Below are 22,428 nucleotides of genomic sequence, written 5' to 3'. Positions count from 1 at the left end.
TCACCAGGGCCATCACGCCACCGATGATGAAGAACACGAACGACGTCACCAGATACAGCGTGCCGATCGTCTTGTGGTCCGTGGTCGTCAGCCACGTGAGGCCCTTGCGGCCCCTGAATCCGTCGATGCTTTTCACGACCCGCCTGTGTCCGCGCCCCGCGCGCCGGTCACACTCGGAGGATGCGACATGGATCACGGCACACGGCTGTGACGATCACGGGGGAGCCGGACACGAACGGGACATGAGCGACGACGAGATCTTCGCCGCTGCCTATCGCGCGCACTACTGGGCGGTCAGCCGCTATGTCGCGCGGCGACTGGACGGGCGTACGAGTGAGGTGGAGGAAGTGGTGGCGGAGGTGTTCACGGTCGCCTGGCGGCGCCGGGCGGACCTGCCGGCCTCCCCGCTGCCGTGGCTGTACGGGGTGGCACGCAACTGTCTGGCCAACGCGGTACGCGGCCAGGGGCGCCGCCGACGGCTCGTCGACCGGCTCGGCAACGACCACACCGCCCACCGCCGGCACGTCGTGTCCGGCCCCGGCACCGAGACGCCGGGCGACTGGGTGCACGAGGCGCTGGCCCGGCTCGCCCCCGGCGACCAGGAGGTGCTGCGGCTGACCGCCTGGGAGGAACTCGGCATCGACGAGGTCGCCGTCGCCCTCGGCTGCGGCCGGCGGGCCGCCACCATGCGGCTGCACCGCGCCCGCCGGCGGCTGAGAGCCGAGATCGACCGACTGCGCCCCGCACTCGCCGACGCGAACGCCTCCAAGGACCACGACCATGACTGACGAACTCGACCTGCTGCGCCGCGCCAACCCGGTGCCGGACGACGGCCCCCGCTTCGGCGACGGCCCCCTCGACCACCGCGCGGAACACCGGCTCGCCCGGCTGACGGACAACCGTCGCACCGGCCCGCGCGTGCTGCGGCTCGGAGGCCGCTTCCGGCCGGTCTGGGCCCTCACCGCTGCCGTCGCCGCCGTCGCCGCGCTCACCTCCGTCCTGCTGCTCGGCGGACCCGCCGCCACCCCCGCGATCGCCGCGCCCCGCCCGCTGGCCGTCCTGGCCGACTCCACACCCGTACCCCTGGAACAGCTCGCCGAGCGGGCCGCGACCGCCGCGGCCGACGGCACCCCGGCGCTGCGCAAGGGCACGCACGTGCAGTCGTGGAGCCTGGGCATGAGCGACACGGAGCCGCCGGTCACCCTGCCCGAGGAGCGCATCGTGCGCTGGACGGCGGACGGCCGGCACACCGAACTCGTCGTGGCCACCGACCCCCGGCACCCGGGCCGCCCCGTCCTCACCGACGAGGACGGCGAGCCGCGCCTCGTCGACGACGGACAGGTGATCAGCCGGCAGGACTTCCCGCCGAGCTGGAGCGACGCCCCGCCCGCCGCGCGCCCGCCGCGCGACACCGGCGGGCTGCGCGCCTACCTCACCGAGGCGGTGCACGGCGAGATCCGGACGACGCCCGAACTCCTGTACGCCACCGAGCAGTTGCTGGACCACTGGACGCTCGGCGCCCGTGAGTCCGCCGCGCTCGCCCGGCTGCTGGCGGACGCCGAGGGGCTGCGGCCGGTGGGCGGGGTGACGGACCGGCTGGGCCGGCCCGGCCAGGCATATGTGCACGACGACGGCTCCGGCGTCCGCCACATGCTGATCCTGGACCCGTCCACGGGCGCCGTCCTCGGTCTGGAGGAGACGTTCACCACCGACCAGCCCGAGTACGGTGTGCGGGCGGGTGATGTCATGCAGTACAGCGCCTGGATGCGCTGATCACCTCCGTACCGACGTTCCTACTCGTCCCAGGCCTGGATCATCACCTGCCCGGTGATCTTGCCGTCCCGCAGCGTGAGCATCGACTCCGACAGCACCCGCACCCCGTCCGGGTACTGGCAGCTCTCGCAGTAGGCGGCGTGATCGCCCTGGACGACGCACGCCTCCAGCGTGTGCGTCATGTCGCGGCTGTAGACGTCGTCCAGCATGGTGGCGATCTCGTCCCGGCCGTGCAGGACCTTGGGATGGCTGGGCTGGGTGTTGCGGTCCACGATGCGCAGTTCCGCGTCGTCCGCGTAGAGCGACATCAGCGGCGCCGACGTGTCCGCCTCGAGACCCCGGCGCAGCGTGTCGGTGCCGAAGACGGGTTGTGACGCGGTCGTCATGACGACCCACCTCCTCCGCGGGGCCGTGGCCCGGACCTCCGGCGGGCCGGGACGGCCTCTCCTACGAGCGTCCTCCGGCCCGCCGGGCACGGCAAGCCAGGCCCCCGCGCCGCCTGGCGCCGCTCACTCGGCCGTCGCGAGGAACTGCGTGGCCGCCAGCTCCGCGTACAGCGGATCGGCGGTCACCAGCTCCCGGTGCGTGCCGACGGCCCGTACCCGGCCCGCGTCCATCACCACGATCCGGTCGGCCGCCGTCACCGTGGACAGCCGGTGCGCGACGACCAGGACCGTCGTCGTACGCGCCACGTCGGCGACGGTGTCGCGCAGCGCCGCCTCGTTCACCGCGTCGAGCTGCGAGGTGGCCTCGTCGAGCAGCAGCAGCCGGGGGCGGCGCAGCAGGGCGCGGGCTATGGCGACCCGCTGGCGCTCCCCGCCGGACAGCTTGGTGCCGCGGTGTCCGACGAGGGTGTCGAGCCCGTCCGGCAGCCGGGAGACCAGACCGTCGAGCCGGGTCGTCTTCAGCACCCGCGTCAGGGTGCCGTCGTCCGCCTCGGGGTTGCCCAGCAGCAGGTTGTCCCGCAGGGAGCCCGACAGCACCGGAGCGTCCTGCTCGACGTACCCGATCGCGGCCCGCAGCCGCGGCAGCTCCCAGTCGGCCAGATCACGGCCGTCGAGCGTGATCACGCCGGAGTCGGGGTCGTAGAACCGCTCGATGAGGGAGAAGACGGTGGTCTTGCCCGCGCCGGACGGGCCGACGAACGCGGTCATGCCCTGGGCGGGCACGGCGAACGTCACCCCGTGGTGGACGTACGGCAGGTCGTCGGCGTACCGGAAGCGGACGTCCTCGAAGGCGAGCGCGGCGGGCGCCGTGCCGGTGTCGGGCAGCCGCGCGGGCTCGGCGGCCGGTTCCGCGGGCAGCCGCAGCGCCTCCTGGATCCGGGCGAGGGCGGCGCTGCCCGTCTGGTACTGCGTGAGCGCGCCGACGACCTGCTGGATCGGCGCCATCAGATAGAACACGAACAGCAGGAACGCCACCAGCGTCCCGATGTCGATGGCGTCGGTCGCCACCCGCGCGCCGCCCACCGCGAGCACCGTGATGAACGCGATCTGCATGGCCAGCCCGGCCGTGTTGCCCGCCGCGGCCGACCACTTGGCGGCGCGCACGCTCTGCCGCCACGACTCCTGCGCGGCCTCGTGCAGCGCGCGCTCCTCCCGCGGCTCGGCACCGGACGCCTTGACCGTGCGCAACGCGCCGAGCACCCGCTCCAGCGAGGCGCCCATCACCCCGACCGCGTCCTGCGCCTGCCGGGAGGCCCGGTTGATGTGCGGCACGATCACCCCCAGCACCGTGCCCGCGAGCGCGATCACGCCCAGCGTGACGCCCAGCAGCACCGGGTCCACGAAACCCATCAGCACCACGGTCGCGATCAGCGTCAGTCCGCCCGTGCCGAGACCGACCAGCGAATCGGTGGTCACCTCGCGCAGCAGGGTGGTGTCGGAGGTGATGCGGGCCATCAGATCGCCCGGCTCACTGCGGTCCACGGCGGTGATCCGCAGTCGCAGCAGATACGACGACAGCGAGCGCCGCGCCCCGAGCACCACCGACTCGGCGGTGCGCCGCAGCACGTACGAACCCAGCGCCCCCAGTACGGCGTTGGCGACCACGAGCGCCGACATCAGCAGCAGCGCGCCGGTGATCGCCCGGTCGTCCGAGAGGTCGTCGATCAGGTCCCGGGCCACCAGCGGCAGCATCAGCCCCGTCGCCCCGGTCATCAGGGACAGCACGGCGCCGCCCAGCAGGGCCCACCGGTGCGGTCGTACGTATCCGAGGAGCAGCCGCCAGGCGGGCGGACCGGATTCCTCTGCCACGATGCTCACGTCGCCCCCTTGGCGTCGGTCGAAGGTTCAGGCTACGTCGCGGGGGCGCACCCGCCGCACGGCGGGCGGCGGAAGCGATCATTCCCGCGTAGGGTCGGGGGTACCGACATGGCCGATGAAGGAGTCAGCAGCATGGCGCAGGAAGTACGCGGCGTGATCGCACCCGGCAAGGACGAGCCGGTGCGGATCGAGACGATCGTCGTGCCCGATCCCGGACCCGGCGAGGCGGTCGTCCGGATCCAGGCCTGCGGGGTGTGCCACACCGATCTGCACTACAAGCAGGGCGGGATCAGCGACGACTTCCCCTTCCTGCTCGGTCACGAGGCCGCGGGCGTGGTCGAGTCGGTCGGCGACGGCGTCACCGACGTCGCGCCCGGCGACTTCGTGATCCTCAACTGGCGCGCGGTGTGCGGGAAGTGCCGCGCCTGTCTGCGCGGACGCCCCTGGTACTGCTTCGACACCCACAACGCGAAGCAGAGGATGACCCTCACCGACGGCACCGAGCTCTCCCCAGCCCTGGGCATCGGCGCCTTCGCCGAGAAGACCCTGGTCGCCGCCGGACAGTGCACCAAGGTCGACCCCGCCGTCTCCGCGCAGGTCGCCGGACTGCTCGGCTGCGGGGTGATGGCAGGCATCGGCGCCGCGATCAACACCGGCGACGTCGGCCGGGGCGACTCCGTCGCCGTCATCGGCTGCGGCGGCGTCGGGGACGCGGCGATCGCCGGGTCCCGGCTCGCCGGAGCGGCGAAGATCATCGCCGTCGACATCGACGACCGCAAGCTCGAGACCGCGCGCTCCATGGGCGCCACCCACACCGTCAACTCCCGTGAGACCGACCCCGTCGAGGCGATCCGCGAACTCACCGGCGGCTTCGGCGCCGACGTCGTCATCGAGGCCGTCGGCCGCCCCGAGACGTACCGGCAGGCCTTCTACGCCCGTGACCTGGCCGGCACGGTCGTCCTGGTCGGCGTGCCCACCCCGGAGATGAAGCTCGAACTGCCGCTCCTCGACGTCTTCGGCCGCGGCGGATCCCTCAAGTCCTCCTGGTACGGCGACTGCCTGCCCTCCCGCGACTTCCCGATGCTGATCGACCTCCATCTCCAGGGCCGCCTGGACCTGGGCGCGTTCGTCACCGAGACCATCCAGCTCGACGAGGTCGAGAAGGCCTTCGAGCGGATGCACCGCGGCGACGTGCTGCGTTCGGTGGTGGTGCTGTGATGGCCGCCCGCATCGAACGACTCGTCACCTCAGGCCAGTTCAGCCTCGACGGCGGCACCTGGGACGTCGACAACAACGTGTGGATCGTCGGCGACGACCACGAGGCGATCGTCATCGACGCCGCCCACGACGCCGACGCCATCGCCGAGGCGGTGGGGGACCGCCGCCTCACCGCCATCGTCTGCACCCACGCCCACAACGACCACATCGACGCCGCGCCCGCCCTCGCCGAGCGCACCGGCGCCACCATCTGGCTGCACCCCGACGACCTGCGGCTGTGGCAGCAGACCCACCCCGACCGCGACCCCGACTCCTGGCTCGTCGACGGCCAGGTGATCGAGGCCGCCGGCGCCGACCTCACCGTGCTGCACACCCCCGGGCACGCGCCCGGCGCGGTCTGCCTGTACGACCCGGGGCTGGGAGCCGTGTTCACCGGCGACACCCTCTTCCAGGGTGGTCCGGGCGCCACCGGCCGCTCCTTCTCCCACTTCCCGACGATCATCGACTCGATCCGGGACCGGCTGCTGACCCTCCCGCCCGAGACCGAGGTCCTCACCGGCCACGGCGAGGCGACCACCATCGGCGCGGAGGCCCCGCACCTGGAGGAGTGGATCGCCCGGGGGCACTGAGCGGCCCGCCCGGGTGACCGGCGCGAAAAGGTGACAGAAGACGTCCGGATTGCCCGTCACGCTCGAAGCGACAGCAGAGAGCCGTTGACGGGAGGCCGTACATGTCGGAGCAGTTGAAGGGCAGGGTCGCGCTGGTGGCCGGAGCGACCCGGGGCGCCGGGCGGGGCATCGCCGTGGAACTGGGGGCGGCGGGCGCGACCGTCTACGTCACGGGCCGCACCACCCGCGAACGCCGCTCCGAGTACGACCGCCCCGAGACCATCGAGGACACCGCCGACCTGGTCACCGAGGCGGGCGGCCGGGGCATCGCGGTGCCGACCGACCACCTCGAACCGGGGCAGGTGAAGGCACTCGTCGACCGGATCGCCGGCGAGCAGGGCCGCCTGGACGTCCTCGTCAACGACATCTGGGGCGGCGAGACCCTCTTCGACTGGGACGCCCCCGTCTGGGAGCACGACCTGGACAAGGGCCTGCGCCTGCTCCGCCTCGCCGTCGAGACCCACGCGATCACCAGCCACCACGCGCTGCCACTGCTGCTGCGCCACCCCGGCGGACTGGTCGTCGAGGTCACCGACGGCACCGCCGACTACAACCGCGACCACTACCGCGTCTCCTTCTTCTACGACCTCGCCAAGTCCTCCGTCCTGCGCATGGCGTTCGCCCTCGGCCACGAACTCGGCCCGCGCGGCGCCACGGCGCTCGCCCTCACCCCGGGCTGGCTGCGCTCGGAGATCATGCTCGACCACTTCGGGGTACGGGAGGACAACTGGCGCGACGCCCTCGGCAACGTCCCCCACTTCGCCATCTCCGAGACCCCGCGCTACGTCGGACGGGCCGTCACCGCCCTCGCCGCCGACCCGGACGTGGCCCGCTTCAACGGCACCTCCCTCTCCAGCGGCGGCCTCGCCCGGGAGTACGGCTTCACCGACCTCGACGGCAGCCGCCCCGACGCCTGGCGCTACCTCGTCGAGGTGCAGGACGCGGGCAAGCCGGCGGACGTGACCGGCTACCGCTGATCCCGTCCGACCCCTGCCGCGGTGATCGCCCCGGCCGCTACCTTCACCCCATGACGACGGACACGAGGCGTTTCGCGGGGCACGGGGTCCTCATCACCGGGGCGGCACGCGGCATCGGCGCGGCCACCGCCGCGCGGTTCGCCGAGGAGGGTGCGCGGGTCCTGGTGACCGACGCGGACCCCGACGAGGCGGAGCGGACGGCGTCGGCGCTGCGGGAGCGGGGGCTCGCGGCCGACTCCTTCGCCTGCGACGTGACCGACCGCGCCACGGTCGAGGCGGCCGTGGCGCACGCCGTGCACGCCTTCGGCTCGCTCGACGTCCTGGTGAACAACGCCGCCCACTGCACCCAGGACGCGCCCCGCTTGGAGGACGAGCCGGACGACCAGTGGGCCACGGACCTCGACGTCACCCTCACCGGCGCGTACCGCTGCTGCCGCGCCGCGCTCCCGCACCTCGCCGCCTCCGGCCGGGGCGCGATCGTGAGCGTGGGCTCCGTCAACGGCCTCCAGGACTTCGGCAACCACGCCTACAGCGCGGCCAAGGCGGGCCTGATCTCCCTCACCCGCACCCTCGCCGGGCACGCGGCGCCCCGCGGGGTCCGGGTCAACCTCGTCGCACCGGGGACCATCCGCACCCGCGCCTGGGCGGGCCGGGACGACGACCTCGAAGCGGCCCGGCGCCTCTACCCGCTGGGCCGGGTCGGCGAGCCCGAGGACATCGCGGCGGCCGTCGCCTTCCTCGCCTCCCGTGACGCGGCGTGGATCACCGGCACCACCCTCGTCGTCGACGGCGGCATCACGGCGGTCAACGCGGGATTCCGGCAGGCGCTGGGCGGGATCCCACCGCGATAGTCGATCGGTTTCGGCCCCGTCGACCGGACGTCACCGTTCGGTCGCGTCCCGGTTCGTCCGCACAACCGATTTTCCAGCCGGGCCGTCTACCTGGCAGAGTGCGCAGGCCATGCGCTCACTTCCGCGGAAAGGCAAAACGGACCATGGGGGACATACGTAGACGGAGTGCCGTCGTTCTCGGGGTCGCCTCGCTGGTGGCTCCGCTCACACTCGCGCTGGGCGCGACACCGGCGCAGGCCGCGAGTTGCACCACCTCGGCGGGCCCGTACCAGAAGAAGGTGGAGAAGTTCCTCGGCCGCCCGGCCGACGGGAAGCAGTCCTCCGCCGACTGCAAGGCCATCCGCGCCTTCCAGACCAAGCACGGCATCACGCCGGACATCGGGTACGCCGGCCCCGTGACCTGGGGCGTGATGGACCTGATGAACAAGCAGAAGGCCGTCGGGAAGAACCCGAACAAGTCAGGCAAATGCCCCACCAACAAGGGGCGTATCGCCTGCGTGGACCTCACGCTCCAGCTCAGCTGGATCCAGGACGGCAAGAAGCTCGTCCACGGTCCCGTCCCGGTCCGCACGGGGCGTGACGGGTACGAGACCCGCACCGGCCTGAAGAAGATCTACTGGCGCAACATCGACCACGTCTCGACCATCTACGACGTGCCGATGCCCTACAGCCAGTTCTTCGACGGCGGCCAGGCCTTCCACTCGGTCGGCGTCAGCATGTGGAACCCGCCGGGCTCCCACGGCTGCGTCAACATGACGAAGGCCGCCGCCAAGAAGTACTGGTCGCTGCTGAAGAACGGCGACGACGTCTACGTGTACGGCCGCAAGCCGGGCACCTGATCCCCGCGGGCGCCCGGCCCGCCGGGCGCCTCGCGTCCGGGCGCGTCCTCGAGGTCCGGATGTGAACTCGCCCACGTTCCTTGGCAGATGGACGTGATCAGCAACACTGCCCGAAATGCCCGATGAGCGTGCGATTACTCACAGCGCCTTCACGTCCGGCGCCGTATGCTTCACGGCATGTCCACCACTGTTGAACCCTCCTCCGAGCGATCGGCTGCCGAGGTCAACGAGGAGATCCGGGCCCTGTGGCTCCGGTCGGGCGGGACACTGAGCGTCGAACAGCGCGAGGAGTACCAGCGCCTGGTCCAGGAGTGGGCCTCGGCCCTCCCGCAGCCGGCCAGGGCCGCCTGACCGCCCGGCATCGTCCTCCGCTCGACGGGGCACCCGTGAACGGATGGGTGCCCTCCTCGCACTGACCTCGGCCCTCTGCTACGGCATCGTCGACTTCGCGGGCGGGCTGCTGTCCCGCCGCGTCCCGCATGCCGCCGTCACCTTTCTCGGCCAGCTCGGCGGCCTGCTGCTCGCCGCGGGGGCCGCCCTCCTCCTGCCCGCCGACGCCCTCGCCGGCTCCGACCTCCTCTGGGGCGCCCTGTCCGGCGTCGGCAGCGCCACCGCCATGCGCTTCCTCAACCGTGGCCTGAGTCACGGCGCGATGAGCGTGGTCGTACCGGTGAGCGCCGTCACAGGCGTCGCGCTGTCCGTCCTCTGCGGCGTCCTCCTCCTCGGCGACCGTCCCGGCGCCCTGGCCTGGGCGGGGATCGCCGTCACCGGACCCGCCCTGTGGTGGGTGTCCGGCGGCGGCACCCGGACGGGCCGGGAGGCGACGGACGGGCTCCTGGCCAGCGCCGGCGTCGCCGTGCAGTACGTCGCCCTCGGCCAGGCCGATCCCACGAGCGGGTTGTGGCCGGTCGTCGCGGGCCGGGTCGCCGCCGTCCTCGTCCTGCTGCCCGGCGCCGCCCGCCGCCCCGGCCTCCTGCGGCTGCCCGTACGGCCGTGCGCCCAGGCCCTGCTGATCGGGGCGGGCGCCGCCCTCGGCCTGGTCCTCTACCTGCTGGCCGTCCAGCGGCAGATGCTCGCCGTCGCGGTGGTCCTCGCCTCCCTCTACCCGGCGCTCCCGGTCGTCCTCGGTCTCGCCGTCCTGCACGAACACGTCTCCCGGCGGCAGGCCGCCGGGCTGCTGGGAGCCGCCCTGGCGACCGTGCTGCTCACCGTCGGCTGACGGTCCGGCCGGACCCGCCGCCCACTCAGCCCCATGACGCCGAGTAGTGGCGCCGGTACTCCCTGCGGTCCTGCTCCGCCCGTATCCAGCGCGACGCCACCAAAGCGACCAGGCTGCCCGCGATCACCAGCAGTCCGGGACCGACGTTGCGGGGGTCGGCCAGCCGGGACAGCAGGGTCGACGGGTCCGGGAGGATGCCCCGCACCGGAGTCGACGACCCCGGCGAAGCGGCGTCCGGAGCCGCCGCGCCCCGCGCGTCCGACGGGGCGGGGGAGGGCGCCGCCGCACCCCCGTCGGCCCCGGGCGCCACGATGAGCCGTACGCCGAGCCGCGCCAGCGCCTTCGTCACCGGCTGGAAGTACGTCGTACCGCCCGTCCGGCAGTCACCGCTGCCGCCCGACGTGACACCGAGCGCGATGCCCTCGGAGAACATCGGGCCGCCACTGTCCCCGGGTTCGGCGCACACATCGGACTCGATGAGACCGCTGACCGTGCCCTCGGGATAGTTCACCGTCGCGTTGAGCGCGGTCACCTCGCCGTCCCGCAGCCCGCTGGTGCTGCCGCTGCGGAACACCCGCTGGCCCACCGTCGGATCCGCCACCCCCGTGATCCGTACGCCCTTGCCGTCGCCGACGGCCACCACGCCGGCGCCCTCGCCGGCCCGGCCGCCGGCGTACTCGATCAGCGAGTAGTCGTCCCCGGGGAAGCTGCCGCCGACCGTCGTCCCGACCTCCTGCCTGCCCTGGCCGTCGGCGAACCACACCGACCCGTCGGGCCCGCAGTGCCCGGCGGTGAGGATGAAGTCCCGCTCCCCGTCGGTCACGTTGAAGCCCGCCGAACAGCGGCCGGCCGTCGACAGGATGGGCCGTGCCCCGTTGAGCCGGGTGGTGAAGACGCCCTCGCTCCGCTCCATGCGGACGAAACCGCCGATGCCGTCCGCCACTTCGGTCAGCTCGGACCAGTCGTCCGCCGACACCGTGCTGTCGCCCCGGACCACCACCTCGTTGGTCCGGTAGTCCATGGCCCACGCCGTCCCGGGCACGCGCGGCGCCGAACGCAGCGTCTCGGTCGCGGACTTGAAGTCGTCCATGCTGTGCCGCACCATCTTCGGCTCGGCGCCGGCCCCGCGCACCTCGGCCGCCGCCTCCTCGTCGGTGACCGCGACCACCGTCCTGCCGTCGTCGGCGATCCAGCTGCCCGCCGTACGGGAGGTGCCGAGCCTCGACACCAGGCCGGCGCCCGGCCCGGCCGCCGTCTCCTCGGCGGTGGCGAACGGGACCGCGTCGGGGGCGCGGGGCTCACTGGCGACGGCGTGGGTGACCATCGTGGCCCCCAGGAGGAGTCCGCCGACGGCCGCCAGCCGTGTCACTCGCCGGACGACCCGTCGTCGTGCGTGCCTCATGCGTGGCTCCCGAACCTCGGCAGCGCGGTGCGCGCGCACCGCGAGGGCCTCCCCTGAGTCGGAGGCCCTCTTCCCATACGGGCCCGGAACCCGGCGCGTTCAGACCGGGCGCGGGCCGTCGTCCCGATGTCCGTTCACACCACGGCCCTTATCGTGTGCTCATGACCAGGATTCCGCACGAGACCTCCGGTGAACCGAATCCGCTGCACGCCCTCGACCTGGACCGCCTGCGCCGCCGCACCAGCATGAAATGGCGGACCTACCCCGAGGACGTGCTGCCCCTGTGGGTGGCCGAGATGGACGTACCCCTGGCCGGACCGGTCGTCCGCGCCGTCACCGAGGCGATGGAACTCGGCGACACCGGCTACCCCGCCGGCACCGCTTACGCGGAGGCGCTGGCCGCCTTCGCGGACAAGCGGTGGAACTGGGGCGGACTCGCCGTGGAGCGCACCGCGATCGTGCCCGACGTCATGCTCGGCGTGGTCGAGATGCTGAAACTGGTCACCGGGTACGGGGACGCGGTGGTGGTGAACTCACCGGTCTACCCGCCGTTCCACGACTTCGTCGGGCATATGGACCGCGAAGTGGCCGAGGCCCCGCTGGGCGCCGACGGGCGGATCGACCTCGACGTCCTGGAGGACGTCTTCCGGCGGGTGACGGCCGGCCGGCGGCGGGCCGCCCATCTGCTGTGCAGCCCGCACAACCCCACCGGCACCGTGCACACCGCCGACGAACTGTCCGCCGTCGCCGCCCTCGCCGAGCGGTACGGCGTACGCGTCGTCGCCGACGAGATCCACGCCCCGCTGGCCCTCGGCGACACGCGGTTCGTGCCGTACCTGAGCGTGCCGGGCGGCGAGCGGGGCCTGTCGCTGATGTCGGCGTCCAAGGCGTGGAACCTGGCCGGGCTCAAGGCCGCCCTCGCCGTCGCGGGGCCCGAGGCCGCGGGCGACCTGGCGCGGATGCCGGAGGAGGTCGGCCACGGCCCGAGCCACGTCGGCATCCTCGCCCACACCGCCGCCCTGCGCGACGGCACCGCCTGGCTGGACGCCCTGCTCGCCGGCCTCGACACCAACCGGCGGCTGCTCGCGGACCTCCTGGCCGAGCGGCTGCCGGCGGTCCGCTACCGGCCGGGCGACGCCACCTACCTCGCCTGGCTGGACTGCCGCGCCCTCGGCCTCGGCGACGACCCCGCCGACACCTTCCTCCGGCACGGCCGCGTGGCGCTCAACTCCGGCCTGCCCTTCGGCACCGGAGGAGCCGGCCACGCCCGGCTGAACCTCGCCGCCTCGCCCGAGGTGCTGGAGGAGGCGGTACGGCGGATGGCGGTCGCCGTGGAGCGCGCGGGCGGTGCCCGTGGCTGACGAGTGCTTCGGCCACCCACGGCTCGCCGCGCTCTACGATCCGCTCGACCCCGACCGGAGCGATCTCGACGCGTACCTGGACATGGCGGAGGAGTTCGGTGCCCGGCGGGTGCTGGACATCGGCTGCGGAACAGGGGTGTTCGCGCTGCTCCTGGCCGGCCGGGGGATCGAGGTCGTCGGCGTCGACCCCGCCGGGGCCTCCCTCGACGTGGCGCGGGGCAAGCCGGGCGGCGCACGGGTCCGCTGGATCGAGGGCGACGCGACGGCACTGCCGCCGCTGCGGGTCGATCTGGCGACCATGACGGCGAACGTCGCCCAGGCCGTCGCCGATCCCGGAGCCTGGCACGGCACCCTGCGCGGGGCCCACGCGGCGCTGCGGCCCGGGGGACGCCTGGTGTTCGAGACCCGCGATCCGGCCCGGCGGGCCTGGGAGGGGTGGACCAGGGAGGAGTCGTACGGCAGGGCGGACGTACCCGGCGTCGGCACGGTCGAGAGCTGGCACCAGGTGACCGAGGTGGACGGCCCGCTGGTGACGTTCCGCACGACCTACGTGTTCGCCGCGGACGGGGCGGTACTGACCTCGGACTCGACGCTGCGTTTCCGCGAGCGGGAGGAGGTCGGGGCGGACCTCGAAGGCCACGGCTACGTGGTGGAGGAGGTGCGGGACGCCCCCGACCGCCCGGGCCGGGAGTTCGTCTTCGTCGCGCGGCGCCCGGATGCCTGAGCGCTCCGCCGGCGGTACGGCGACGCGCCGTCGGTCGTCCGCGGCGGACTTCGCCGGGCCTGCTCGGGGAGCATCTGATCCGGGTGGTTGGTGTTCTGGGACGGGTTCGTGAGCTGGTGGCGTTGACGGTCGCCGAACGGTGTGAGAGTGCTCGTCGTCCGTACCGCGGTGATGTGATCGTCAACGCCACCCTGTACATCAACCGCAGGAGTACCTGCCGCACGACTACTGCGCGAAGTGGGAAGCCGACGGCACCACCCGGCAGGTCCACGGCCTGTTACGTGACAAGACCCGGCGGGCTCACGGCCGCAGTGCGGAGCCCACCGCGGCCGTAGTGGACGCGCGGAGCGTGAAGACCTCGGCAAACGTCGCCGAGACCAGCCAGGGCATCGACGCCGGCAAGAAGATCGAAGGACGCAAGCGGCACGTGATCACCGACACGCTCGGTCTGGTGCCGGCTGTCCTGGTCACCGCCGCGAATGCGCACGACACCACCGGCGGCAAGCTCCTGCTCGGCGACCTGGCCGCGGCACATCATCGGCCGAGGGCGTGATCGTCCGGTTCGCCCTGCTGATGCCGCCCCTTCTGCCGGCAGGCGGCGACGTGCTGGTGGACACGGACGGTGGTGGAGCCGGTCCGGACCGGCCGGTCGATGCCGTCGGGCGTGGCGGCGGAAGCGGGTGTACACCATCTGCGGCGTTCCGGCAGGTCACGCCAGGAGATCCCGGTGCGGATCTTGCAGACCATCCCGCCGATGACCTGCCGGCCCTTCACCCGAGGCCGCCCCGTCGAGGCCCGGGGTATCAGCGGAGCGGGTAACTCCCACTCCTGGTCGGTGAGTTCATGACGATGTACCACTACATCATGATCTGCCACCCGGATGACCTTCGAAGACGGACCCCAGCAGGAGGCGATCATGCCGCGCCGGAGCATCAGCTCCTCCACCTCACGGAAGCCGAGCGGGAAACGGACGTACAGCCGCACACGGTGAGAGAGCGCCTCGACCGGACACCGATGCCCCTGGACGACGGCGCACTGTCCGCCGAGGCTCCCGCCCGGCTCGATCAACCCGAAGGGTGTCCCACCCGGTCGACCGACGTGACAGCGCCCTTGAGCGAACTCCCACGCAGGACAGCGAAGCCCGTGTCGCTGACGACGGGCCGGATCACGGAGGCGGCGGCCCGGCGTCACCGGTCGGCCGGAGCAGCGCAGCCAGCTTTCTCTTGAGCACCTTTCCGCTCGGTCCCAGGGGCAGTCGGTCGAGGAAGACCACCTGCCGGGGGCGCCGGTAGGCCGCGATGTGGTGTTTGCCCCAGGCCACCAGGGAGTCCGCCAGCTCCGTGTCCGGTGTCAGACCGTCCCGCGGCACCACCACGGCGCATACCTCCTGGCCATGGACCGGATCCGGGAGCCCTACCACCGCTACCCGGGCGACCGCGGGGTGCCGGAGCAGCACGTCCTCGACCTCTCGGGGGTAGACGTTGTACCCGCCCCGCAGGATCACGTCCTTCTTGCGGTCGACGACGGTCAGATACCCCTCGTCGTCCAGCGTTCCGAGGTCCCCTGTGCGGAACCAGCCGGCGACGAACGCGGCAGCCGTGGCACCGGGGTCGTCGACGTACCCGGCCATCAGGTTGTGCCCGCGTACGACGATCTCGCCCACCTCCCCGACGGGGAGCGGCTCCATGGTGTCCTCGGCCTCGGAGCGGGCTATGGCGACCTCCACGCCCCAGACCGGCTTGCCGACCGTGCCGGGTTTCCTCGGCCAGTCGCGCTGGTTGTAGGCGACACAGGGGGACGTCTCGGTGAGGCCGTACCCCTCGTAGACCGGGCAGCCGAAGCCGTCCTCGAACGCGGCGAGCGTGCGCACCGGCAGGGCCGAGCCCCCGGAGTAGGCGCGTTCCAGCCTCGGCCGTACGGGACGGCGGGAGGCCGCCTCGACGAGGGCGAAGTACATGGTGGGCACGCCCATCAGGACCGTGCACCCCTCGGTCTCCATCAGGTCCAGCGCGTCCTCGGCGGTGAACCTGCGCATCAGCACCAGTCTCGCTCCGGCCCGGAAGGACGTCCCCATGCCGCAGATCTGGCCGAACGTGTGGGAGAGCGGCAGGCAGCCGAGCAGCACGTCGGCGGAGCTCATCTCGAAGGGGGAGAGCATCGTGGTGGTGACGTTCATCACCAGGTTGAGGTGCGTGATCGCCGCGCCCTTGGGGCGGCCGGTGGTGCCGGAGGTGTAGAGGATCACCGCGATGTCGCCCGGGGCGCGGGACACGAGTCCCGCCATCGGTGCGACAGTGGCGGCGAGTCCGTCGAGCGCGGGGTGCGGGGTGTGGCCGTCGCCCGCGCCGACGGTGAGGACGAGGGTGCCCGCCGCCTCGGCCGCGGGTTCCGCCTCCCCCAGCGACTCGGCCGAGCAGACGAGAGCCCGGGCTTTCGAGTGGCGGAGGATGTAGGCGATGTCGTCGGTCTTCAGCGACACGTTCACGGGCACGGCGGTCGCGCCGAGGGCGAGGATCGCGAAGTACGCCATCGGGAAGTACGGCGAGTTGGTCACCAGCAGGCCTATCCGGTCACCGGGACCCGCCCCCCGCTCGCGCAGCACCGCCGCGTACCGGAGCGCCGAATTCCAGAGCGAGCCGTAAGTGATCCGCTCGGAGCCGGCGACCAGCGCGATGCGATCCGGCCACCGGCCCGCGGAGTCCGAGAGGATCGTGGCCGCCGAAAGCGTCGGATTCCCGTAAAAACTCATCACAACTCCGCTCCGCGTTCCGGTAAACGGCAGTCATCGGCCGTACGGCAGCAGGAAACGTATTCTGTGCAAGTCCCGCGGTGGATCCTAGGATGAGCCCGACCCGTTGGGAAGCGGAAAAGGAGCGGACCTTGGACATGTCCCCGTACATGGACTTCTTCGTGCGCCTCGCCCACGAAACCGGTGACCGGAAGCGGGAGTTCCTCGAACTGGGCCGCAAGGCGGGCCGATTCCCTGCCGCGAGCACCTCGGATGGCGAGATCTCCATCTGGTGCAGCAACGACTATCTGGGTATGGGTCAGCATCCGGATGTCCTGGATGCGATGAAGCGCGCCGTGGACGAATACGGCGGCGGGTCAGGAGGTTCCCGGAACATCGGCGGCACGAATCACTGCCATGTGGCTCTGGAGCGCGAGTTGGCCGACCTGCACGGCAAGGAGGACGCTGTTCTCTTCGCCTCGGGATATTCGGCCAACGAGGGATCACTGTCGGTGCTCGCGGGTGTCATCGATGACTGCCAGGCGTTCTCGGATTCCGCGAACCACGCGTCCATCATCGACGGATTACGGCACAGCGGCGCCCGCAAGCACATATTCCGTCACAACGACGGGCAGCACCTGGAGGAGTTGCTGGCCGCGGCCGATCCGGAACGGCCGAAACTGGTTGTCCTGGAGTCCGTGCACTCGATGCGGGGCGACATCGCGCCCCTGGCGGAGGTCGCCGGCCTGGCCAAGCGGTACGGAGCCGTCACGTTCCTCGACGAGGTGCACGCGGTCGGCATGTACGGGCCGGAGGGTGCGGGAATCGCGGCTCGCGCCGGTCTCGACTCCGATTTCACGATGGTGATGGGGACCCTCGCCAAGGCCTTCGGCATGACAGGCGGCTACGTCGCGGGACCGGCCGTGCTCATGGACGCGGTACGGGCCCACGCCCGTTCCTTCATCTTCACGACGGCGCTGCCACCCGCGGTCGCGGCGGGCGCGCTCGCCGCGGTACGGCATCTGCGCGGCTCGGACGTGGAGCGGGAGCGACTGGCGCGAAACGCCCGGCTGATGCACGGGCTGCTGCGTGAACGGGGCATTCCCGTGTTGTCGGACGAGTCCCACATCGTCCCCGTCCTGGTCGGCGAGGACGGGATGTGCCGACGGATGTCGGCGCTGCTGCTGGAGCGGCACGGCGCGTACGTTCAGGCCATCGACGCGCCCAGTGTCCCGGTGGGGGAGGAGATCCTGCGGATCGCGCCCTCGGCGGTGCACGAGCCCGCGGAGATCCACCGCTTCGTGGGCGCCCTGGACGGCATCTGGTCCGAGCTGGGGGCGGCCCGGAAGGCCTGAGGCCCCGCGGGTGTCACCGTCCGGGAGGGCCGGGCGGAGCGGGCCCGGTGTCCCTGGTTCCGTCTCCCGGACCCGTGCCGGTCCAGATCCTGCCCATCTCGGCGGAGGCTGCCATGACCTCGTCGAAGGTGCCCGAGGCCTCCACCCGCCCGTCCACGAGCACCACCACGCAGTCGGCCGCGCGCAGCAGCGCCGGCCGGTGGGAGACCGCGAGCACGGTGCGCGTCCCGTCCAGCAGCCTCTCCCACAGCAGGTGCTCGGTATCAGGGTCCAGGGCGCTGGAGACGTCGTCCAGCACCAGGAGTTCGGGGTCGCCCGCCAGCATGCGGGCGATGGCGGCGCGCTGGGCCTGTCCGCCCGACAGACGCAGGCCGCGCGGGCCCACCACGGTGTCCGGTCCGTCCTGCATCGTCGCGAGGTCGGGCTCCATCACAGCGAGGCGGACGGCCTCGTCGAAGGCCGTGCCGTCCCGGCCCAGCAGGATGTTCTCCCGCACCGTTCCGCTGAACAGCCGAGGGACCTGTGGGGTGTATCCGCAACGGGGTGCGACCAGGAACGAGGCCGGGTCGGTGACGGGTTCGCCGTTCCACAGGACGGTGCCCCTCTCGTGCGGCAGCAGTCCGAGCACGGCCCGGACGAGGGTGCTCTTGCCGGAGCCGACGCGGCCGGTGACCACGGTGACGGTGTGCCGCTCCACCACCAGGTCCACATCCGCTATGCCGTGCGGCGTACCGGGGTGACGGGCCGTCAGGCGGCGGACGGTCAGTTCCCGCAGAGGCGGGACGGGGCGCGGGCCGGTGTCCGGGGCGGCGGCTGCCCGACCGGTGGCCTTGCCTTCCGCTTCCGGTGCGAGGGGCGGACCGGCCCGCTCCAGGGACCACCGCAGCCGGCCGCCGAGGAAACCGGCAACCCGTCCGAGCGCCACGGAGACCCGCTGCAGCCGTACGGACAGCATGCCGATCGAACCGAGGGCCTCGGTCAGGACCTGCAGGTAGAAGGCGAACAGGGCGAGGTCGCCGACGCTGAAGGCCCCCTCGTCCATCCGGCCCGCGACCAGCAGGAGCACCACGGCGACCCCGATCGGAGCCGCGTTGCCGATCACCGTGCGCTGGACGACGGCGTACAGCTCCTCCCGTACCGCGGCTCGGGCACGGACACCGTTCAGCCGGGTGACGTGCGCGGCGACCTGCGGTTCGGCGGCGGCGGCCTGCACCGCGCCGACGGCACCCACCATCTCCCGCAGGGCTCCCGCCACCTCGCCGGACGCGGCCCGGGTGGCGTGCCGGTAGCGCAGGAACCGGCTGTGGGCCAGTGCGGTGACCAGCGTCAGCAGGACGAGGAGGGCGAGGAGGGCGCCGGTGACCACGGCGTCGACGCGCATCATCACCGTGACCGACGCGGCGACGAACAGCCAGTGGGCGAGGTTGGTCGGCGCCCAGGCGACGAAGAACCCCGTCTCGTCGACGTCCTCGCCCACGGTGCGCAGGGACTCACCGGGCGTGGTGCGGGCGGTCACCTCCGGCCCGTGCAGAGCCGATCCGAGCAGGGCGTGCCGCAGCCGGGCCGTGGTGCCGTACTGGACCTTCGGCTCCAGCCTGGTGATGATCACGCCGAACTGGAGAAACAGGCGCCCCGCCTCGATCCCGGCCACCAGCGCGATGATCAGCCACACGCCGCCGTCCGCGCCGAGCGCGTCGAACAGCCGCTGGAACAGCAGCCCCACCACGAGCGTGCCCAGCCGCAGGACGATCCACAGACCGGTGAGGGACCAGTAGACACGGGCGGACCCGCGCAGCACGTCCACGAGCCGCCCGAGGACGGACCGCCGCTCGACGTCCCCGGGCGCGGGCCCCCTCTGTTCCCGCCCCACGTCCCGGTCCGCCGGCCCTCCTCCGTCGTCCGCCCGCTCCACGGGCCGCAGCCGGGTCACGGCCCGCCCCCGTCCCTCACCGGGCGGCCCCCGCCGTGCGGAGGAGTTCGTGGAAGTGCGACGAGGGGTCGGCGGCGAGGACGGTCCGCTCCCCCTCCTCGGCGACCTTGCCGTCCTCCAGCACCAGGATCCGGTCGGCGTCGCGCAGCAGGTGCGGCCGGTGCTCGACCACGACGGCGGTCCTGCCGTCGAGAAGCCGCTCCAGCGCGGGCACCAGAAGCCGCTCGCTGTACGGATCCAGCCGGGCCGTCGGCTCGTCCATCAGGACCAGTCCCGGATCGCGCAGGAACACCCTGGCCAGCGCGAGCTGTTGCTCCTCGCCCGCGGACATGCCACGGGCGCCGGCGCCGAGCAGCGTGTCCAGACCGTCGGGCAGGGTGCGCAGCCAGGGGCCGAGCCCCGCCTCGCCCAGCGCCGCGTACAGCCGGCCGTCGGAAACGGTGCGGTCGAAGAAGGTGAGGTTGTCGCGCAGTGCGGCGTGGAAGACGTGCACCTCCTGTGTGACCAGTGCGACCCGGCCGCGCAACGCCCGGGGGTCGAGTTCCGTCACGTCCAGGCCTCCGGCCGACACCGTGCCCGTCACCGGCCGGTGGAGTCCGAACAGCAGCCGCACCACGGTGGACTTGCCGCTTCCGGTGCGCCCCACGACGCCGAGGCGTTCACCGGGGCGCAGGGTGAAGGAGACGTCCCGCAGCACCGGCTCGCCGGGCTCGTAGGAGAAGGAGACCCGGTCGAAGCGGACGCCGGGCCGCCCGGCCGGCAGGGTCCGGTTGCCCGTGCGGGGCGCCGTCTCGTGGCCCAGCAGGTCCCTCAGCCGCTGGACGCTCGCGGCGGCGTCCTCCAGGTCGCGGAAGCGGGTGGTGACCGCGAGCAGGGGACGGCGCAGCAGCATGGCGTAGGACAGGGAGGCGAAGGCCGTCCCGGTGGAGAGCTGGCCGCGGGAGTGCAGCCAGGCGCTGACCGCCAGGGCGAGGACGACGCTGACGGCGGACAGGCCCTGCACGGTGGCGGGCCAGCGGGTTGAGACACGGGCGGCCTCTCGGGCCTTGCGGTACAAGTCGTCCTGGCGTTCGCCGAGTTCCCGCAGCGTGTACCGCGAGGCCCCGTTGGCGCGCAGGTCCTCCGCCGCCGCGAGACGCTCCTCGAGGAAGCCCTGGAGGTCCGCCGCCACCCGCTGTCGTGCGGTGACGAAGGGCATGGCGCGGCCCACCAGGGTCCGCAGCAGCAGGAGAGTGCCGGCCGCGAACGGGGCGAAGACCAGGGCGAGCCGCCACTCCAGCCGGAACAGGGCGACGAGGACGCCGACGATCAGCAGTGCCTGTGCCAGCAGTTCCAGCAGCAGCGCCGACATCACCGCGGCGAGCCGGGTGACGTCGCCGTCCATCCGCTCGACGAGTTCGCCGGGGGGATGCCTGCGGTAGAAGTCCGGCGGTCGGCTCAGGCAGTGCGCGACCAGGTCCGCACGGAGCCGGTTGGTGCTGCGCCAGGCTATCCGTGAGGACAGCGCCTCGGTGCCCGTGGTGACCACGAGCACGCCCAGGGCGGCGGCCAGGGCCCAGGCGGCCAGGCCGGTCAGCGTGCCGCCGGAGTCGCCCGAGAGCGTCCCGTCTATGAACCCGCGCAGCAGGTACGGCGCCACGAGCTGGAACGCGATCCCGGAAGGGACCAGCAGAGCCAGCAGCGTCATGGCGGTCCGTTCGCCGCGCAGGTAGCGGACAAGCATGGAAAGGTGCCGTAACGGACTGCCTGCCAACGTATCCTCCCCCATTCGCCCGGCGGCGAACGACCAGCATAAAGTCCCCTGTGCCGCCTTGTGAATGACACCGGAATGCCGATTGCGCCCCGACCGGGGACTGAAGCATGCTATTGCTCGTGATTGACGCGTGCTGTTAGACTCCCCAGGCCTCTTGGTCCGGACATGCGTTTCTCGACGACAAAACCCTGGCCAGCCGCACTCTTCACCGCCGCACAGCGCCACGGGCGTCCGAGCGGTCGGACCGGTCGATCCGGAGGCAGACGCGCGCACGTGCACCGAATGCACCGCCCGAGCACCGCCTTGACCAGCCACATGTGAGCGAAACAAGGGGGATTCATGTCGAGTGACACACGCGGAACGGACTCAACGGACGACAACGTTCTGGTCACCGGTGCGGCCGGTTTCATCGGATCACATCTCGTGACGGAATTGAGGAGTTCCGGCAGAAACGTTGTGGCGTTGGACCGCAAACCATTTCCGGACGACTTGGGGAGTCCGTCGTCAGGCCTTTTTGGATCACTCCGGACGATACGCGGCGATCTGAACTCGCTCCATCTGGCGGACTGCCTGGAAAACACCTCGACGGTGTTCCACCTGGCTGCATTACCCGGGGTCCGCCCGTCGTGGACCCAATTCCCCGAGTACCTCCAGTGCAACGTACTGGCGACCCAGCGCCTGCTGGACGCCTGCGTCCAGGCCGGAGTGGAACGCGTGGTGGTCGCCTCGTCGTCCAGCGTGTACGGCGGCGCGGACGGCGCGATGAGCGAGGACGACCTGCCCCGTCCGCTCTCCCCCTACGGGGTCACCAAGCTCGCCGCGGAGCGGCTGGCCCTGGCCTTCGCCGCCCGGGACGACGCCAAACTGTCGGTCGGCGCCCTTCGGTTCTTCACCGTCTACGGCCCCGGACAGCGCCCGGACATGTTCATCTCCCGTCTGATCCGGTCGACGCTGTGCAATGAGCCCGTCGAGATCTACGGCGACGGGACCCAGCTCCGCGACTTCACCCACGTGTCCGACGTGGTGCGCGCACTGGTGCTGGCCGCGGCGGTCCGGGACCGGGGCAGCGCGGTCCTGAACATCGGCACGGGGAACGCCGTCTCGGTCAACGAAGTAGTTTCCATGACCGCCGAGTTGACCGGATCGCGCCCGCGCACCTCGTACGGTGCGGCCCGCATCGGCGACGTCCGCTCGACCACCGCCGACGTCCGGCGGGCGGCCGGCGTCCTGGGCTTCACGGCCCGGACGGGACTGCGCAAGGGACTCGCCACCCAGATCGAGTCGACCCGGCGGTCACTGGCCCGCGAAGCGCAGGACGCCGTCGCGGTCGACGGTTTCACGGCGTCCGCACCGCGGCTGTAGCCGG

21 protein-coding genes are annotated in these 22,428 nt (G+C 72.3%); 14 read left to right on the top strand and 7 right to left on the bottom strand.

What is annotated here, in order from left to right:
* Positions 1-242: 242 nt before the first annotated feature.
* Positions 243-788 (top strand): RNA polymerase sigma factor, encoded by a 546-nt coding sequence (locus tag ACZ62B_RS37070; RefSeq protein ID WP_468885337.1) that lies wholly within the window; start codon positions 243-245, stop codon positions 786-788.
* Entirely contained in the window at positions 781-1,773 is a 993-nt protein-coding gene (locus ACZ62B_RS37065; RefSeq protein WP_468885338.1) for a CU044_5270 family protein, read from the top strand. Before ACZ62B_RS37070 ends, ACZ62B_RS37065 begins: the two co-directional genes overlap by 8 nt.
* Before the next feature lie 20 nt (positions 1,774-1,793).
* Here ACZ62B_RS37065 and ACZ62B_RS37060 read toward each other — a convergent pair whose 3' ends face one another.
* Both ACZ62B_RS37060 and ACZ62B_RS37055 read right to left on the bottom strand, forming a co-directional pair.
* Positions 1,794-2,159 carry a nuclear transport factor 2 family protein gene (locus tag ACZ62B_RS37060; protein ID WP_073934174.1) on the bottom strand — a complete coding sequence of 122 codons (366 nt, stop codon included), beginning with the start codon at positions 2,157-2,159 and terminating at the stop codon, positions 1,794-1,796.
* 123 nt (positions 2,160-2,282) lie between these two features.
* On the bottom strand, positions 2,283-4,037 hold the full coding sequence (locus ACZ62B_RS37055; protein ID WP_344562778.1) for an ABC transporter ATP-binding protein: 1,755 nt from the start codon (positions 4,035-4,037) through the stop codon (positions 2,283-2,285).
* 132 nt (positions 4,038-4,169) lie between these two features.
* On the opposite strand from ACZ62B_RS37055, the gene ACZ62B_RS37050 reads away from it, so the two are divergent.
* From ACZ62B_RS37050 to ACZ62B_RS37020, 7 genes are all read left to right on the top strand, one after another.
* Positions 4,170-5,255, top strand: coding sequence for an S-(hydroxymethyl)mycothiol dehydrogenase (locus tag ACZ62B_RS37050; protein WP_344562776.1), 1,086 nt, complete (start codon positions 4,170-4,172; stop codon positions 5,253-5,255).
* Positions 5,255-5,884 carry an MBL fold metallo-hydrolase gene (locus tag ACZ62B_RS37045; protein WP_344562774.1) on the top strand — a complete coding sequence of 210 codons (630 nt, stop codon included), beginning with the start codon at positions 5,255-5,257 and terminating at the stop codon, positions 5,882-5,884. Before ACZ62B_RS37050 ends, ACZ62B_RS37045 begins: the two co-directional genes overlap by 1 nt.
* 101 nt (positions 5,885-5,985) lie before the next feature.
* On the top strand, positions 5,986-6,900 hold the full coding sequence (locus ACZ62B_RS37040) for an SDR family oxidoreductase (RefSeq protein ID WP_344562772.1): 915 nt from the start codon (positions 5,986-5,988) through the stop codon (positions 6,898-6,900).
* 50 nt (positions 6,901-6,950) lie between these two features.
* Positions 6,951-7,751 (top strand): SDR family NAD(P)-dependent oxidoreductase, encoded by an 801-nt coding sequence (locus tag ACZ62B_RS37035; protein WP_468728995.1) that lies wholly within the window; start codon positions 6,951-6,953, stop codon positions 7,749-7,751.
* Positions 7,752-7,894: 143 nt separating this feature from the next.
* Entirely contained in the window at positions 7,895-8,590 is a 696-nt protein-coding gene (locus ACZ62B_RS37030) for a L,D-transpeptidase family protein (protein ID WP_468728998.1), read from the top strand.
* Positions 8,591-8,755: 165 nt separating this feature from the next.
* On the top strand, positions 8,756-8,941 hold the full coding sequence (locus tag ACZ62B_RS37025) for a hypothetical protein (RefSeq protein WP_030863721.1): 186 nt from the start codon (positions 8,756-8,758) through the stop codon (positions 8,939-8,941).
* Between the two features lie 43 nt (positions 8,942-8,984).
* Positions 8,985-9,809, top strand: coding sequence for an EamA family transporter (locus ACZ62B_RS37020; RefSeq protein ID WP_468890713.1), 825 nt, complete (start codon positions 8,985-8,987; stop codon positions 9,807-9,809).
* A gap of 25 nt (positions 9,810-9,834) precedes the next feature.
* Here ACZ62B_RS37020 and ACZ62B_RS37015 read toward each other — a convergent pair whose 3' ends face one another.
* Complete coding sequence (locus ACZ62B_RS37015; RefSeq protein ID WP_344562759.1) at positions 9,835-11,211, bottom strand: S1 family peptidase; 1,377 nt, start codon at positions 11,209-11,211, stop codon at positions 9,835-9,837.
* Between the two features lie 161 nt (positions 11,212-11,372).
* Here ACZ62B_RS37015 and ACZ62B_RS37010 point away from each other — a divergent pair, with 161 nt between their 5' ends.
* The 3 genes from ACZ62B_RS37010 (at position 11,373) to ACZ62B_RS37000 (ending at position 13,849) form a co-directional block, all read left to right on the top strand.
* On the top strand, positions 11,373-12,572 hold the full coding sequence (locus tag ACZ62B_RS37010; protein ID WP_468885344.1) for a MalY/PatB family protein: 1,200 nt from the start codon (positions 11,373-11,375) through the stop codon (positions 12,570-12,572).
* On the top strand, positions 12,565-13,296 hold the full coding sequence (locus tag ACZ62B_RS37005; RefSeq protein ID WP_344562808.1) for a class I SAM-dependent methyltransferase: 732 nt from the start codon (positions 12,565-12,567) through the stop codon (positions 13,294-13,296). Before ACZ62B_RS37010 ends, ACZ62B_RS37005 begins: the two co-directional genes overlap by 8 nt.
* Positions 13,297-13,510: 214 nt before the next feature.
* Positions 13,511-13,849 carry a transposase gene (locus ACZ62B_RS37000; RefSeq protein WP_344562806.1) on the top strand — a complete coding sequence of 113 codons (339 nt, stop codon included), beginning with the start codon at positions 13,511-13,513 and terminating at the stop codon, positions 13,847-13,849.
* On the opposite strand, the gene ACZ62B_RS36995 is transcribed toward ACZ62B_RS37000, so the two are convergent.
* Together ACZ62B_RS36995 and ACZ62B_RS36990 are read right to left on the bottom strand one after the other, a co-directional pair.
* Positions 13,831-14,154, bottom strand: coding sequence for a transposase (locus ACZ62B_RS36995; RefSeq protein WP_344562804.1), 324 nt, complete (start codon positions 14,152-14,154; stop codon positions 13,831-13,833). The genes ACZ62B_RS37000 and ACZ62B_RS36995 overlap by 19 nt on opposite strands.
* 307 nt (positions 14,155-14,461) lie before the next feature.
* Positions 14,462-16,045: a long-chain-fatty-acid--CoA ligase gene (locus ACZ62B_RS36990; RefSeq protein ID WP_344562754.1), complete on the bottom strand. Its 1,584-nt coding sequence runs from the start codon at positions 16,043-16,045 to the stop codon at positions 14,462-14,464.
* A gap of 137 nt (positions 16,046-16,182) precedes the next feature.
* On the opposite strand from ACZ62B_RS36990, the gene hemA reads away from it, so the two are divergent.
* Positions 16,183-17,379, top strand: a complete 1,197-nt coding sequence (gene hemA, locus ACZ62B_RS36985) for a 5-aminolevulinate synthase (protein ID WP_468727639.1) — start codon at positions 16,183-16,185, stop codon at positions 17,377-17,379.
* A 13-nt stretch (positions 17,380-17,392) separates the two neighbouring features.
* On the opposite strand, the gene ACZ62B_RS36980 is transcribed toward hemA, so the two are convergent.
* Positions 17,393-19,309 (bottom strand): ATP-binding cassette domain-containing protein, encoded by a 1,917-nt coding sequence (locus tag ACZ62B_RS36980; protein WP_469693754.1) that lies wholly within the window; start codon positions 19,307-19,309, stop codon positions 17,393-17,395.
* A 16-nt stretch (positions 19,310-19,325) separates the two neighbouring features.
* Positions 19,326-21,032: an ABC transporter ATP-binding protein gene (locus tag ACZ62B_RS36975; protein ID WP_344562750.1), complete on the bottom strand. Its 1,707-nt coding sequence runs from the start codon at positions 21,030-21,032 to the stop codon at positions 19,326-19,328.
* A gap of 369 nt (positions 21,033-21,401) precedes the next feature.
* Between ACZ62B_RS36975 and ACZ62B_RS36970 the strand changes: the two genes are divergently transcribed.
* Complete coding sequence (locus ACZ62B_RS36970; protein ID WP_344562748.1) at positions 21,402-22,424, top strand: NAD-dependent epimerase/dehydratase family protein; 1,023 nt, start codon at positions 21,402-21,404, stop codon at positions 22,422-22,424.
* Positions 22,425-22,428 lie beyond the last annotated feature (4 nt).

This window comes from Streptomyces sp. NPDC053426 (genome assembly GCF_055585405.1).
Note: the sequence above shows the minus strand (reverse complement) of the source record. Positions and strands in the feature narration are given on the sequence as shown.

Coding starts and splice junctions, on each gene's coding strand:
- ACZ62B_RS37070 (WP_468885337.1), top strand. CDS start 243: ATGAGCGACGACGAGATCTTCGCCGCTGCCTATCGCGCGCACTACTGG.
- ACZ62B_RS37065 (WP_468885338.1), top strand. CDS start 781: ATGACTGACGAACTCGACCTGCTGCGCCGCGCCAACCCGGTGCCGGAC.
- ACZ62B_RS37060 (WP_073934174.1), bottom strand. CDS start 2,159: ATGACGACCGCGTCACAACCCGTCTTCGGCACCGACACGCTGCGCCGG.
- ACZ62B_RS37050 (WP_344562776.1), top strand. CDS start 4,170: ATGGCGCAGGAAGTACGCGGCGTGATCGCACCCGGCAAGGACGAGCCG.
- ACZ62B_RS37045 (WP_344562774.1), top strand. CDS start 5,255: ATGGCCGCCCGCATCGAACGACTCGTCACCTCAGGCCAGTTCAGCCTC.
- ACZ62B_RS37040 (WP_344562772.1), top strand. CDS start 5,986: ATGTCGGAGCAGTTGAAGGGCAGGGTCGCGCTGGTGGCCGGAGCGACC.
- ACZ62B_RS37035 (WP_468728995.1), top strand. CDS start 6,951: ATGACGACGGACACGAGGCGTTTCGCGGGGCACGGGGTCCTCATCACC.
- ACZ62B_RS37030 (WP_468728998.1), top strand. CDS start 7,895: ATGGGGGACATACGTAGACGGAGTGCCGTCGTTCTCGGGGTCGCCTCG.
- ACZ62B_RS37025 (WP_030863721.1), top strand. CDS start 8,756: ATGCTTCACGGCATGTCCACCACTGTTGAACCCTCCTCCGAGCGATCG.
- ACZ62B_RS37020 (WP_468890713.1), top strand. CDS start 8,985: ATGGGTGCCCTCCTCGCACTGACCTCGGCCCTCTGCTACGGCATCGTC.
- ACZ62B_RS37015 (WP_344562759.1), bottom strand. CDS start 11,211: ATGAGGCACGCACGACGACGGGTCGTCCGGCGAGTGACACGGCTGGCG.
- ACZ62B_RS37010 (WP_468885344.1), top strand. CDS start 11,373: ATGACCAGGATTCCGCACGAGACCTCCGGTGAACCGAATCCGCTGCAC.
- ACZ62B_RS36990 (WP_344562754.1), bottom strand. CDS start 16,045: ATGAGTTTTTACGGGAATCCGACGCTTTCGGCGGCCACGATCCTCTCG.
- hemA (WP_468727639.1), top strand. CDS start 16,183: ATGTCCCCGTACATGGACTTCTTCGTGCGCCTCGCCCACGAAACCGGT.
- ACZ62B_RS36975 (WP_344562750.1), bottom strand. CDS start 21,032: ATGCTTGTCCGCTACCTGCGCGGCGAACGGACCGCCATGACGCTGCTG.
- ACZ62B_RS36970 (WP_344562748.1), top strand. CDS start 21,402: ATGTCGAGTGACACACGCGGAACGGACTCAACGGACGACAACGTTCTG.